9 protein-coding genes and 1 pseudogene are annotated in these 14,990 nt (G+C 49.1%); 2 read left to right on the top strand and 8 right to left on the bottom strand.

Annotation, left to right across the window (positions count from 1 at the left end; genetic code table 11):
- Positions 1-383: 383 nt before the first annotated feature.
- Together Q1A40_RS20245 and cspA are read left to right on the top strand one after the other, a co-directional pair.
- Entirely contained in the window at positions 384-1,904 is a 1,521-nt protein-coding gene (locus tag Q1A40_RS20245) for a PAS domain-containing methyl-accepting chemotaxis protein (protein WP_300004526.1), read from the top strand.
- Positions 1,905-2,339: 435 nt separating this feature from the next.
- Positions 2,340-2,552, top strand: coding sequence for an RNA chaperone/antiterminator CspA (gene cspA / locus Q1A40_RS20240; protein WP_211992900.1), 213 nt, complete (start codon positions 2,340-2,342; stop codon positions 2,550-2,552).
- 112 nt (positions 2,553-2,664) lie between these two features.
- Here cspA and Q1A40_RS20235 read toward each other — a convergent pair whose 3' ends face one another.
- The 8 genes and pseudogenes from Q1A40_RS20235 to Q1A40_RS20200 all read right to left on the bottom strand — a co-directional run.
- Positions 2,665-3,783, bottom strand: a complete 1,119-nt coding sequence (locus Q1A40_RS20235; protein WP_300004523.1) for an adenosylhomocysteinase — start codon at positions 3,781-3,783, stop codon at positions 2,665-2,667.
- Positions 3,784-4,039: 256 nt separating this feature from the next.
- Positions 4,040-5,044, bottom strand: a complete 1,005-nt coding sequence (locus tag Q1A40_RS20230; RefSeq protein WP_300004520.1) for a glycosyl hydrolase family 8 — start codon at positions 5,042-5,044, stop codon at positions 4,040-4,042.
- A gap of 8 nt (positions 5,045-5,052) precedes the next feature.
- Complete coding sequence (bcsD, locus tag Q1A40_RS20225; protein ID WP_300004517.1) at positions 5,053-5,538, bottom strand: cellulose biosynthesis protein BcsD; 486 nt, start codon at positions 5,536-5,538, stop codon at positions 5,053-5,055.
- Positions 5,538-9,548, bottom strand: coding sequence for a cellulose biosynthesis protein BcsC (locus tag Q1A40_RS20220; RefSeq protein WP_300004515.1), 4,011 nt, complete (start codon positions 9,546-9,548; stop codon positions 5,538-5,540). Before Q1A40_RS20220 ends, bcsD begins: the two co-directional genes overlap by 1 nt.
- Positions 9,545-11,863 carry a cellulose biosynthesis cyclic di-GMP-binding regulatory protein BcsB gene (gene bcsB / locus Q1A40_RS20215; protein WP_300004512.1) on the bottom strand — a complete coding sequence of 773 codons (2,319 nt, stop codon included), beginning with the start codon at positions 11,861-11,863 and terminating at the stop codon, positions 9,545-9,547. Before bcsB ends, Q1A40_RS20220 begins: the two co-directional genes overlap by 4 nt.
- Complete coding sequence (bcsA, locus tag Q1A40_RS20210) at positions 11,860-13,959, bottom strand: UDP-forming cellulose synthase catalytic subunit (protein ID WP_300004509.1); 2,100 nt, start codon at positions 13,957-13,959, stop codon at positions 11,860-11,862. The genes bcsB and bcsA overlap by 4 nt, the downstream gene beginning before the upstream one ends.
- Positions 13,960-13,977: 18 nt before the next feature.
- Positions 13,978-14,781, bottom strand: a complete 804-nt coding sequence (gene bcsQ, locus Q1A40_RS20205; protein WP_300004506.1) for a cellulose biosynthesis protein BcsQ — start codon at positions 14,779-14,781, stop codon at positions 13,978-13,980.
- A pseudogene (locus Q1A40_RS20200) lies at positions 14,772-14,990 on the bottom strand (cellulose biosynthesis protein BcsO); the annotation flags it as partial. The gene bcsQ and the pseudogene Q1A40_RS20200, both read right to left, overlap by 10 nt.

The raw sequence follows: 14,990 nt of genomic DNA, 5'->3' as shown, positions 1-14,990 counted from the left end.
GTACGTGGGGTATCTACAAGTAAATCGCATTATTTTTTATATATCATGTGGTTATATTTTAATTGAATAGTAATGTTTTTATATTTGTTGCTGTTAAAACACTTCGTTCAGAGAGAGTATTGTTTATAAATAACGCATCAAAATAAAAAGTATATTGATAGTTATAGATTTTTATCTCCTGTCTTTTTACGGCTGAAGCTGAAGGCGGTTTGCTGCTGCCGGTGTCTGATTACCATTTTGTTACCCGAAAGCATTGGTAATGTTATGGTTATTGGTCAGGAATGTGACGGCCATCTATATTTTGACTTAAAGTAAAATTTCATCATGCCGAAATAACTAGCTCCGAAGAGTGACCACTGGATAACCTCTTAAAGGGAGTTGCTATGCCTGCCCGTCAATCCGTCACACAGCATGAGTTTATGCTGGATGATGACACAACCTTGATGTCAACCACTGACCTGAAAAGCTACATAACACATGCTAACGATGCTTTTGTACAGGTAAGTGGCTATGAGTTACATGAGCTGCAAGGCTCTGCCCATAATATTGTTCGACATCCTGATATGCCAAAAGAAGCATTTGCGGATATGTGGTTTACCTTGCAGCAGGGAGAACCCTGGACGGGAATTGTAAAAAACTATCGTAAAAATGGTGACCATTACTGGGTAAGAGCGAATGCGATACCGTTAGTCCGACAAGGGCAAACGACCGGATATATGTCGATTCGCACAAAGGCGACGCGCGAAGAGATTGCCGCCGCTGAGCCGTTATATCAGGCAATGAACGAAGGCCGTAGTAAGCGAAAAATCGTCAAGGGTCTGGTGTTACGTAAAGGCCTGACAGGCAAATTGCCCACGTTATCGCTGCGTACTCGTGTACGTGCCATTATGGTTTTTTTGCTGATGATATTACTGGCATCGGCCTGGTTGTGCGAATTACCCCTTCAGCAAGGGTTGACTGGTGGATTCGCTACGCTGCTGGTATACGGCCTGCTGGAATGGCAAATCGTTCGCCCATTAAGAAATGTTGCCCGACAGGCGCTTGATGTGGCAACAGGGAACCGCCATCGGGTACAGCACCTTCAGCGTAGCGATGAGGTAGGAATGATTTTACGCTCTGTTGGTCAGTTAGGGCTGATGTGTCGCTGGTTAATTAATGATGTGAGTGGTCAGGTTGCGAATGTGCACAGCGGCAGTGAGGCGATGGCCAAAGGTAATGAAGATTTGAACGCACGAACCCGGCAGACAGTGGAGAATGTTCAACAAACCGTGACGGCAATGAATCAAATGTCTGCTTCTGTACAGAGCAATTCAGAGACGGCTTCTGCGGCAGATAAACTCTCGAGTTCAGCGAGCGAGGCGGCTTCCCATGGAGCTGATGCTATGGAAACCGTGGTCACCACCATGGATGATATCTCTGACAGTACTCAGCGTATTGGGTCGATAACAACGTTGATTAATGATATCGCTTTCCAGACCAATATCCTGGCGTTAAATGCCGCCGTTGAGGCCGCTCGTGCGGGTGAGCAGGGTAAAGGTTTCGCGGTTGTGGCGGGGGAAGTACGCAATCTTGCTCAGCGTAGTGCCAGTGCTGCGAATGATATTCGCAAACTGATTGATGCCAGCACCAGTAAAGTAAAATCGGGTACGGTACAGGTCCATGCTGCGGGACAAACGATGCAGGACATTGTCACTCAGGTACAGAATGTCACACAATTACTGGGGCATATCAGTCAGGCGACGTCAGAGCAGGCTGATGGACTGGCTAATGTGACCCGCGCGGTGGCTGAGCTCAGTGCAATTACACAAAAAAATGCCGGATTAGTGGAAAATGGGGCGCAGATTTCAGCCATGGTAAAATATCGTGCAACCCGCTTGCAGGACGCAGTGACAGTTTTAAGCTAGGATTCAGCGACTAAAAGCAGACGGGAAAAGTCTGTTTTTGTACCCGTCATACTTCAAGTTGCCTGGGTGCTGCGTGCGTGAGGCGCGCCGAATCACAGAGTTTATCTATGCTCATCGACGCGCCTCACTTCGCGCCTACAAGCAACTCGAGTTATGTTGGGTACAGAACTTTTTAGTTTTTTTTGCCTCCATTACGGATGAAATTGTCAGTTTTACAAATTAGGATTGCTAAAATCTTAGGAATATGAGTAAATAGCCGCGGTTTGGAATACAGACCTTATGAAAGCAGTTTTAGTAAAGCAGTCCTCAGTTCAAGCGCTATCTTAGATATCCCTTTTTCTCGAGTCTCCTCCTAAGCGCCAGATTAAGTCCACTCTGCTGAACAGACCGTGTTCGCCGCGTATCGTGGCTAAGAAAATGAAAAAGGTAATATTTATGTCTAACAAAATGACTGGTTTGGTAAAATGGTTCAACGCTGAGAAAGGTTTCGGCTTCATTTCTCCAACTGATGGCAGCAAAGATGTATTCGTACATTTCTCTGCAATTCAGAGCGACAGCTTCAAAACTCTTGACGAAGGCCAGAAAGTTGAGTTCACCATCGAGAATGGTGCTAAAGGCCCTGCTGCTGCTAACGTTGTTGCGCTGTAATTCAGCCCCTCGTTAAGTAAGCCTAAAAAAACCCGCCATGGCGGGTTTTTTTGTGTCTGTTATTCGGGCATCAATAATGGTCGTTCCTTAAGACCGACCATTTCAGTATTGCTTAAAGTGCCTTTTCCCAGACCGCTTGTGGGAGTAGATGGACCGCAGGTTCTGCGTCTTGTCCCGCGGTGACAATATACTTGATCCCACTGGCCATAACGGCAAGCGTGACATCAAAGGCATTCAGGCTGTCGCCAAATCCGGCGGTGAGATTGAGCATTGAACCGTTAGCCATCAGATACAGCGTTTTACCCTGCAAACTATAGGCATTAATAAACGGCATCACTTCCTGATTAGGGTATTGCTTCAGATAGTCACAGTCGATTTCTTCCGCAACGTGCCCGACGTTCAGTACGAAGACACCGTCTTTTGTCTGGTCGAGTAATGTGGCACTCAGAACTTTTTTAGCGCCTGTCGCGGTAGCAATAACATCGGTTTTGGAAATGACATCTTCTGTTTCAACCACATGCCAGCCATCATAAGCGGCTTGTAAGCGACGTGCCGGGCAACGCTCTGCCACCATGACTTGACCGCCATAGGCTTTTGCCGCTGCTGCTACGCCCTGTCCCACCAGACCATAGCCAATAACCAGCACTTTCTTTTCATGAAGCGTCAGATGGGTGGTCTGGAAGAAGGTTTGCCAGGCGGTTAAACCGACCATATGACGATTATGCAGGCCCTCTTTAACCGGTAAGTCATCCCAGTTAAAAATAGGGTAACCCGGACGAGAGGAGGGAAGACGGCTGACACCGGATCCCGTAGCTTCCAGACAGGCGACAACATCACCAAATTCACCGCGCTGATGCAGCAAGGTGGTGATATCAGCCCCCATTTCACAGAGATGGGTAGGGCGCCAGTCAATGGCTTTTTCCCAGGAGTTATGCCAGTCAGCATCGTTCATATTGCGCCAGGCACAGGCTTCAGCTCCAGCGGAAACCAGGTAAGCCACCACATCATCTTGTACGGTTGTCGGATTACAGGTGGTCAAAAAGACGCGGGCATTTTTCTTCAATAACCCTTCTACCAATGGGATCATTTTTAAGTCAAGATGCATATTACAGGCGATACGAACATGGCTGAGATCAGGAAGTGATTCGACTTGTTTAAGCGTGCGGGTCATATGCAGACAGGACCACTGAATCTCTTTGATAAACTTCTCGTTATGGGTGCTCAAAGTCATTCCTTACAGTATGTTGTTAGCAGAAGTGTTGATACGAAGAGTCAGGCCAGGATGGCAGGTATATACCCGTCATACTTCAAGTTGCCTGGATGTTGCCTGCGTCCAGCCTGCCGAATCACAGAGTTTATCTCTGCTCATCGACGGGCTGAACTGGGTGCCTACAAGCAACTCGAATTATTTTGGGTATAGACTGGTATCACTGGGCCAGAGGAGCGTGCGCTATCAAATGACAGCGCAGCGCGTATGAAGCAGAAAATCATCGGGCTGATGATTGATAAGCCAGCCACACCAGCATACTCAAACTTGCTGAGTAATAGTCTTCTTTTGTGCTGATTTCAGGTTCAGTAAGATTGACACCCATCGTTAAATCACGCACTGCCAGTAATCCCCCGGCCATCATATAGGGGGCTTTTTCATCATTGACGACATTGACCCAGGCCGGGGTTTCCAGTCGGTTGAACTGACTGAACCAGTTATGCCATGGCTGGAGTAGCGGGGACTGTTTATCGTACCAGTAGAGATAAAGCGGGATACGTATCGCATCGTAACTCATTCGTGGTGGCCAGGCTGTAGCCGGTGATAGCTGGCCGTCTGCCCGTAATGCTACCCAGTCAGTGGGTAAGTTAGCGACCCCCTGTCCCATATGACTTAACAGAGTCTGACTATCTTTCATCAGTATCTGCCAGATTTGTAAATGGCTGCGTTTTGCAAAGGCGTTCCAGGCCGGGAAAACAAAATAGGATGGGTTAAGAATGACTTCGCTGTTGTGATTAAAACCGTCTTTACCCGGAAGCATCACTTTATACCCTGCATAGTCGATAACCATATGTGCTAACAGCGCTTTGGTGATTTGATCCGAGGCTTTTCCATACTGCTTATCTTGCCAGCGAGTTTCAGCCTGCAATAATGCCCAGGCTATCAGGGTATCACCATCAGTCGCATTATTTTTATCAACGATAGGGTCGGCAGAGGCGGGGTTATAGCGCCAGTAAAACAGGCCACTCTCTTTATTCTGAAGTGTTTTTTTGGTCCAGAGCCATAGCTTATCAAAGGCTTCTCTGTCGTTATTCGCGACGGCACCCAGCATGGCAAAGCCTTGCCCTTCGCTGTGCGAAATATTGTTATTACCAGTATCAATTATACGCCCGTCAGGCATTAAAAAACGGGCTTTATAAATATCCCAGGCTTGGTCAGCTTGGGCAAATACAGAAAAAAGAAGCGTCATTATCAGGATTAATGCAGTCCGAAACGGGGTTCGCATGGTCAGGCTCATTGTGGATTATGGTAACGGAATTGGATCTCAGATAATGAAAGCACGCTATCACGCGTGACGATGACGTGAGCTTCTCCCCCTTGTTGCTGTAACCAGCGCGAATAAACACCTTCCAGAATAGTACTGAAGGCATTACACCAGCGATTCAGTCGCTCTTCGTCCTGGGAATGGCTGACGGGTAGCGCCTGGTGGTGCAGAATTAACGCTGTCTCTGTCGCGGTAATATCAATACAACCCCAGCCAAAATGGCTTAAATGCTGGTTGATATTGTTCTCCAGTTCAGCAACGGTTTCCGAAATACTTAACGGATAGAGCTGGGCCAGCTTATCACCCATTTGCAACAAGAAAGGGCGGCTTTGTTGCTCACCGGCATTATCAGCCATAGCATCAATCATAATTGTTAAGAGATCGAACCAGCCCGGTGGAGTTTGCTGGCGCTGGATCCATGCCAGTAATGCACTATTATCAATATTCAATGTCATTAATTTCTTCCCAGCATATAACGGAAATAAACACCCGCAGTACTCTCGTTATAACTCCCAAAGGTGTCATAGCCGACTTCACCGCCGATTATCATGTCTTTATTCAAATTGTAATCCAGACCTGCGCGCATGGAATATCCCATACCGTTCTGTGTGGTGCCATTATGACGAGCTTCTTTGGCAAAACCACTTTCTACTACGCCTTCTAATGTCTGTTGCCAGATTTTATTGGTCGGGAAATAATCGCTGCCATCTTGGGTATAAGATTGATAGCCCAGAGAACCGCCTAATTTTGCCTTCCAGTTATTGAAGGTCTGGCTGTACTCCACCGGGAACGCGATACTGATATAGTTTTGAGGACTGAAGTAGCCGCCCTGACCAAAGGTAAAATAGCTGAGGTCCTTGGAGTAATTCATCCAGCTTAAGCTTAACCCCGCTTGTAACTGGCGATAATCATCATGATAGGGGCGCAGATAAACCCCAGCCCCGGCATTCACGCTGGTATTGCTGGCAACGTTTTCACCGGTGTAGCTGTAGCCACCGCCACCGGCATAGAAACCGGCATCTCCGTCGTCATAACTGAGCTGCAGGCTTCCCCCATTCTTGGTAACGCGACCCCAGGTTTTGCCCGAGTAGCTATCTTCCAGGCCTACATAAGACAGAAGACTGTCTTTTACTGCCCGTCGTTCAGCAGTAAAGATCAGTGACAGATAATCAGTCAGTTTCGGCGCCCATCTGATCCCACCGACCAGGGTATTAAGATCTTGTCCTAATGGTGTCGTACCGATATCCGCCCGGTAATTATCACCGGTTAATGCCATGCTCAATTCTACGCCACTGGCATTTTTTGAATCGGTTGATACGTCACCCGCCTGATTAACATTAGGCTTAAGGTTTGAGGCTTCCAAATACTGGGCGACTCTTCCTTCATCATACCCGAGCAGGTTTCTCAGGCTGGCTAAACCATCTGTACTGGCCAGATTGAATTCGCTGCTATCTATTGGTGCCAGATTCGCCAAGGCTTCTGCCCCAGGATTTGCGGCAAAATAGGTCGCTTTTTGCTCATCCGTCATCGCCGCGATAGCTTTTTGTTCGTTTTTAATGGTAGTCAGTATATTTGTTGAAGCATTTGATAGCGGATTGGAGCCATAACGACGCCAGGCATCACCGGTCGCATTGCCACTATTGAGCACCACCGGTGTTGCGGTGAATTCAAAACGTGATTCACCAAAGGGTACTGCTGACCAGCTAATGGGGGCTCTGGCTTCTGTTAGTTTACTGGTACCCGACTCGCCATCACGCCCACGCACATTGATGCCACCTTGTACCCACATCCCAGTCGTTTTATCGAGTGTTTTCATCATGTCATCGATTTGACGTAGCATGCGGTTCTGGGCCGTATCTTGCGGCAGGTCAGTACGCATAATACCCGGTAAGACGGTGCCAGGCTCGGCGGCTTTTTGTGTTACTTGCCATGGCATTGCGTGGGTTACCGGCAGACTGCCACCAGGGCTGTTACCGATAAATGGATTATCTGCCAGCAGTAATCCCCCCGCCATTGGTGTTGCATCGCTGCCGCTGACTTGCATACCTAATAATCTGCCGCGTGCGCTGCGCAGATACGTTAGCGCCTGTTGATGATTACCTGAGGCTTCAGCCAGACGTGCCAGCAGGAACAGGCGGTCCGGTGACTGATCGGTTTTTAAACCTGTTGACAGTTTCTGGGCGCGTTCAAGGTTATTTTCAGCCAAGGCGATATTTATCGCTCCGACGCGGGCCGCTTGATCAGGGGTATCGTGGGTCATCAGATAGTCATAGACTACGGCCGCTTCTTTATTCATTTTCCCTGACTGATAGAGTCGTGCCATGGCAAACATCAAGTCAGTATTTTTCGGGTCATTTTGTAGGGCACTGATTAACTTATCATAGGCCGCAGCATAATTACCCTGCTCGCGTAGAGCATCGGCTTCATTGATGACATAGCCATTACGGACATCGGCCAGCTGGGTGGGGGTACTACGAGCCTGTAGTGCCGGATCGGAGACAAAACGTTGTACTTCACTGGTAAGGCCGGCCTGATTAAGGACGGCTATCTGATCGGCATAATCCCCCGCGTTACCTTGCACCCCTTTTTGTATATTGCCGCGAACGACCGCGACAGCACTGGTGATATCCCCGCTCCTGGCAAGTAATTTAGCCAGCTTACCTGCGTCAACCGGACTTTGCGGCGGACGTGAGGCCAGTGCTTTTAAGGTGTTTGCGGCGGCGACAGAATTCCCCTGAGCAAGGTAATTTTCCGCGGTGGCAATATTCAGATTGTAATTCACACGTTGCGACAGTTCGCGCATTTGCGCACTTTGCGCTGATGCAGGAATACGTGAAAGCAGGCTTTGAGCCTGTGGCCAGAAACCATTCTCACTGGCAAATAGCGCTGAGGCATATAGCGCGTTGGAATCTGCACCCACGCGGGATGCAGGCTGCATAATGGTTGCAGCTTCGCCATCGTAGCCCGATTTTTGTAATAAACGAGCGAGGCTCAGACGCATCCAAGGATCGTCAGGATAGCGCGTCACTCCCCGGCGCAGAGTGGCGATGGCCCCTGTGGTATTTCCCGCGGCTGCAAGGCGTTCACCTTGCTGACGAAGCGGATCGCTGGGCGATCCGGTGACCACCCGAGGCTGGAGTCTGGCTTGTACTGTTGCAGGGAGTGTGCGTAATACGGTGTCGGCTTCGGCGGTTTTATTTTGCTCTTTAAGCACGTAATACAAGTTCTCACGAGCCTGAGCATTTTGTGGCTGGAGACTGATAATATCGCGAAATGCCTGCTCGGCTTGAGGATAATCTTTGCTCTGGCGTAGTACATCGGCACGAAACAGTTTTGCTGAGACACCTTGCTCACCTGCTGCTTGTGTCAGAGGAGCAGACAGCGTCAGCGCCTGGCTGACATTACCCGCTTTAAAAGCTTGCTGCGCCTGGGATAACTGGCTATAGAATGCTGCGTCATCCGCTTGTTTCTTACGTTCAGCGGAAGCATCGCCCCCAAGGCTTGCGGAGCGGTTTAAATATTGTGAAGCGGCTTGATAGTCACCACTGCGTTGGGCGAGGTAACCCATACCAGCCAAGGCGTCAGCATCTTCTGGATTACTCTGAAGCGCCTGTTCAAACTGGCGCTGTGCCTGGGCATTATCACCGTTATTAAGGGCATTAAAGCCTTCAGTTTTAGCGGCATTTCCCAGGGTATCACGGTAATGCGCTTGTACCTCTCTGTCCTGCGGGTGACGCTGGATAAAAGTCTCATAGGACTGCGTATCATTGGCGGTCGGGGCCAGCCAGAGCAGGGCCTGACGCAGGCCATCATCGGCCTCTTTATTGCCGCTGGCGGTCTGCTCGAGCAGGGCGATACCATCGCGTCGGGTGTCTTCCCGCCAGGTGAGCATTTTTCCCAGAGCCACACGGGCTGATAAATCGCCTGGATTTTGTGCCGTAAAGCGTTGTAAGTCTGCCAGTGCCTCTGAATAGGTGGCGTTATCACTCCCCTTGGTGAGGTAATATTCTGCTGCCAGTCCAGGAGGAGGTGTGTCACCACTAAACAGAGTATGCCAGGTCGCCATCGCTGCAGGAATATTGCCGCTACGCGCTTGCTGCCGGGCTAAAGCAAGGGAGCCTGCTGGAATTTTCTCTAACTGTTTAGCATTGTCGAGGGCCTGTAACAGCGAACTATTAGGATCGGTTTTTGCCAGACGGGTACGCCATTGACTGGCTTCTTGCAGATTGCCGTTTTGCTGTGCCCAGAGCGACATTAAATAGAGTGCCTGAGTATTGTTCGGATCAACCATTAAAACTTTATTCAATGACTCATTAGCCCGGTCATTATGTGCCTTTTCATGCCAGTAATTTGCCTGATCAAACAAGGCCTTGAGTGCTGCATCGTTTTGCGATGTTTGAGCCGTAGCACTAAACCCCATCATCCCGGAGATAAGAATTGCCGATGTTGTGGTTATTTTGTTCATTTACTCTTTCCCTCGCCCTGGCTCAGACGCTCACGTGCACGCTTTTTCAATCCAGCATACATAAATAAGCCAAAAATGGAGCTGAATATGAGAGCTGAAAACGCCAGTAATACAGCATGCTGGTTGGCATACCAGACAATCATCATATGACCAGGCATTTGTCCACTGGGATACTGGCCTCCGACACGGAAGCTACGCACACCATTCTCATCGGTAATTATTGCAGCATCACCCCGAATACCGGCGTTGATTTTTGCGGAGTTTAAATCGGCAGGCAGACGTGACAGTTGATCATCATTGCTAGCGATGACCAGTACCACCAGACGATCGCTGTTCCACTGCGAAGGGAAGCTGATAAATCCACGCCAGTCGGCATTTGACGAAAAGTAGCGATCCGCTTCTATATTATCTGCACTCCAGTCTCCTCCCAGCCAACGCAGAGTTTTTTGCCAGAGTGTGGGCTTATTCGCGACCAGGCTGCTATCACGTGTTGCAAAAGGCGAGTGGTTAAGCAGCGCCTGGTTAAACAAGGACTGGGTCATATTACTGACCGCCAGTACATCACGGTTACGCAGCATTTCCAGACCTGAGCCTCCGGCAGGGATACCAAATATCACACGGTTATTAGCCAGTGCGGTACCGGTTGCATTACCTGAGCGAGCCGCCATATCAAGTAGTGTGGTTATCTGCGTTTCACTCGGACTGTCTGGTAACAGTAAGACCGTTTGTGAGAAGTCAGCCAGGCGTGAGAAAGGGAATGACGCGCCGACAAAAAAGGACAGATTAGGTAACAGGGCGAAATGACGGGTATGGCTTAAGTCGATGGTTGATGTATCGTCAATTCGGCTTTTAATATTGTTATTCAGCAGCACGCTACAGGGGGCATCTTCTTGTGGCGTGATGTGGAAATAGAGTGACAGCTGGTTATCGCCATAAATCTGATAAGGCTCAATAGGGATATCAGCTTGTTCCTGACGAGCGTCCCCTCCCATTTTACGCCATAAGGTTTCCAGTGCGCCTTGTTTATTGATGGGCAGATTAAGTAAAAAGTTACTGTTCAGCGTCACACTGAGCCAGGAGTGACTTTCATCTATCCAGTCTTCGGCCGGGAAACGATAGTTGATATGCATAGGAATGCTTCCGCCATCCCATAAAAACAGGTCTGGGGCTGCGCGGAAGGCGATATTCAGAGGTTCATGCCAGATACCGGTTGTCGTCAAGCTTTGATCTTTACGCAGAAGTTCGGACAGTTTTATCGGACGATCGGTTGGGATCCAGCGCGGTGCGTCATAGGGCTGACTAACGGGGATCGCTTTGCTCTCGACCTTTATGCTGGCAGTTTGTGGTTCAAACTTATTTTGTGTCAGGCGCCAGGCAGCCATACGCAGAGCAGTTTCGTCTCTCCCGACGATCAGCAATAATTTATACGCCGGATTGATCGGGTTATCGATATATTGCAGTAATGGCTCATCACTTTCAGGTAAAGTGACACCGCCAATGGTTTCCCCTGGATGCCCTATCAGAATCCCATTTTTTTCTGGTAGCTCGTTGTATCTGGTAGCGAAATTGATGCCACGATAGTCAGCCTCAATACCCAGCCAAGAGGCCAGTAAGGCTGCTGCACTGACGGCATCGCTGCTGACTTTTTCCGGGAATGCAAATGACACTGTAGAAGCAGACATTTGCATGCTATCAAAAAATGGCCGCGGAAAATTAATCAGTTCGTTACCGATATTTAACTGCTGTCCTTCAAGCTCAAAATGAGAGTCTGGCAGGATGGTGACCCGATATTCTCCCTCAGGATCGCGCTGGCACTGTAGTGTATTCGCATCACTGATTTTAAAGCTCAGGTTATTGACCGAAACCAAGAGGGCTGCCGGAACATCAAGCTGAAAACGAGATGTATCACTATCTGCAGCACCTAAGGGTACTGACCCTAAAGGCTGACCATTAAGCATTAATTGCAGGGTTGTATTCTGCTCTGCCATAGCCGGAGAGACGTTTAAATTAAGGATCAGTCGTGCGTTAGTGATGACCTGGTCGAGAGGAAGGGTAAAGGTGATCCCGCCTTGTTGTTGGCCACCGCCCATCATGATACCGTCAGGCTGCCCCATCTGCGCCACTTTCAGATTACTCACTAAAGCAGGCGTCAGACCCGGAGTCGCAGGCGCTATAGCCGTCGCTACCGGTGAAACTGGCGAAACCGGCGCGGGGAAATCAAAGGGCAGTAGTGCATCAATGGTTGCTTCTTCCCCATGGAGCGGAGATGTAAAAAAGATACCTGCAAGTAAAGCCGTCGATATCAGTTGCTTCATGTATTGCCATCCTGTTGAGCCTGAGCGCGAAGACGGCGATTTTCACGACGTGATTTCCACGTCAGCCAGAATAAATCAAAGACACACTGGATAATCATCATCATTGAACGTAATGGATTATCTTGTGGCTTAGGTGGATGGATCCATGCATCGGCACGGGCCAGCACCACACGAACCAGCTCACGACGGCGTGACAGAGGAATATCTTCAAACATCATCCTGATCGAATGTTCATCTGAAGCGATGACGGAGACCGGAATACTGATACCGCCCGATTCCAGCAGCAGTTCGACTTCTTCAATAGTATCGTTCAGGTGTCGGTCATCTGGTGGGGTAATTTGGCACCCCCCCATCGATAAGTCTATCGACTGGCTACGGGAAGAAATACCACTGGCATAGTGAATAATGACCGGAATAGTGGCATCAATACGAATATTTTTACGCGTTTGTCGAGTTTCGCGCGCTACCGCTATCGCACCCAGCAAGAAGATAAGACTGTAAACCCCCCAGCCAACGTTCAAGGCCATAACCTTAGGATCGACACTGTAATAATCATGGGCAAAGGCGCGGACAATACCCGCAATAATCCCTGCCACCAGCAGTAGCGCGACAATAAGATGAGGCCTGACCACGGTAAAATCAAAATATCCGACATTCAACAAACCGCCTTTATCGGTCACGTTAAATTTCCCGCGTTTTGGGAATAGCATCGTGACTGCGGTAGGCATCAGAATATGGAATGCCAGCACCAGATCGTATATTTCACCCCAGAAGCTATAACGGTAACGTCCGTTTAAGCGCGAAGTGACATAAATAGCGACAAATAAATGTGGCAAGGCATAGGCAAATACCAGACTTGCGGAGGAGTAAATAATATTCAAGTTAAACAGCAAATAGGCCAGCGGTGCCACCAGAAAGATAATGCGTGGCAAGGCAAACTGGTAATAGAGCATTGCGCTTAAATAGCATAGCCGCTGTGGAAACGTCAGTCCTCGTCCCCATAACGGGTTGTCGAGACGGAAAATCTGCGTCATTCCCCTGGCCCAGCGGGTACGTTGAATCACGTGAAGCACCAGGCGTTCAGTTGCAAGACCAGCAGCCAGAGGAATACCCAGGAATGAAGTGTTCCAGCCACGACGTTGTATCTTCAGCGCGGTATGTGAGTCTTCGGTGACGGTTTCTACCGCAAATCCACCAATCTCTTCTAGCGCGGTGCGACGGATAACAGCGCAAGAACCACAGAAAAAAGCGGCGTTCCAGTAATCGTTACCTTGCTGAAGCGGGCCGTAGAACAGAGCCCCTTCATTAGGAATATTACGCCCACCAGACAAGTTGCGTTCAAAGGGGTCGGGCGAATAAAAGTAGTGAGGTGTCTGTACCAGAGCCAGTTTCGGGTCTGTCAGAAATCCTCCAACCGTGGCCTGTAGAAAGACACGGGTAGCAACGTGGTCACAGTCAAAGATGCACAGGAGTTCACCTTTGGTCACTTTCATCGCATGGTTAAGATTACCGGCTTTGGCATGAGAGTGCTCGCTACGCGTAATATAACCAACCCCGACATCAGAGGCGAAAACGGCAAATTCTCGTCGCTTGCCGTCATCAAGGATATAAATATTGATTTTATCCGCCGGGTAATCGATACATTGCGCTGCCAGTACTGTATCGCGGACCACATCCAGGGATTCATTGTAGGTCGGAATATAGACGTCGACCGTTGGCCATTTCGACATATCCTCCGGAAGAGGGATGATTTCACGTTGGAGTGGCCAGAGACTCTGTAAATAGCCGAGGATCAACATAATCCAGACGTAAACTTCGGCGCAAAACAGCGCCATACCCAGAATAGTTTCAATTTCTGAGTTGAAATGCAGGGTCTGTGTCAGACGGAAGTACATATAGCGGGTCGACATCAAAAATGACATCACCACCATAATCACCGAAATACTGCGTTTTTTACTCCAGCCCATTAAGAAAAGTAGACCGACACTGATCAAGCCAAACATATACTGCTTTTGGCTATCCATTGGTGTGATAATCACCAGCACGGCGACAGGAAGAATGGCCAGCGCTATCAGAACGTAAAGCATCTTTTTCATAATCAGGGCCGAATTAGATTAAGTTCCTGACATCCGCGGAACAGAATGAACGGTGCCGTCACCGACTTGAACACCCAGGATGCCAACGACTTTTTTAGCGATAAGCTCGATATCAAAAGCCGCGACGGAGACTGGATTAAAATCGAAGATGGATTGTTGTAGGGCATTTGCTTCAACGACGCTTTCATCACGATGCACCATGCCTAGCAGCTTATCGCCAAGACGTTGTTCAACGAAACCTGCGACATCACGACTCACTTGCCGGCGGTTATCTGTTTTGTTCAGAATAAAGAAATGGCCAGCTTTTTGGTTTAATACACCTCCGGTTAGCCGTTGATTCTCGATATAGGGCAGCATCGAGAGCGATGCAGTATCGGCTTGAAGCACGACAAGATGCAGGTCAGCAATTGGAGATGCGGCTTTCAGTGCCGGAGAAGGTCCTGGCGGGCAATCTGCGATGATGATCAGTCCCGGATAGCTCAGTAGCGTGTTGAGTCCTCGGTTCAGAAACTGTTTGTCCTGAGTCAGCGCATCGGAGAATAATTGGCTCTGCATTTCCGTCGCCTCACCGTAAGGCAGCACAAATAAATTGCTTCCTACCGTCAGAACTGACTGGCTCCAGTCAGAGAACTCCGTCGCTTTAGCCGCATAACCACGCGTTTCCGACAGCGGAACACCAAAATGTAAGCGGAGTGCATTTTGCACATCAAAATCCAGCGCCAGAACTTTATAACCCGCGCGCACCAGAGTATGGGCAAGGTTCGCGGTCAGCGTGGTTTTACCCACCCCTCCCTTAGGAGAACAAACGCATATTAACGGCATATTGCGATTCTTTTTAACAGTGATTGCAAAGGAGCCTCTTTTTCCGCTACGGGTGCCTCATCCACTGGCGTGGTAAAGAGATGCGAAAAGTTTGTCGGTGCCTGAACGGCGGACTGAGGCTGTAACTGCAGTTGTGCCTGAGCTGCGGGCTGCGGCTGAAACTGGGGCTGTGCCTGAGCTGCGGGCTGCGGCTGAAACTGAGGCTGTGC

This window comes from uncultured Cedecea sp., assembly GCF_947498825.1.
Taxonomy (GTDB): domain Bacteria; phylum Pseudomonadota; class Gammaproteobacteria; order Enterobacterales; family Enterobacteriaceae; genus JGM124.
The sequence above is the reverse complement of the archived record's forward strand: the minus strand, read 5'-3'. Positions and strand labels throughout refer to the sequence as shown.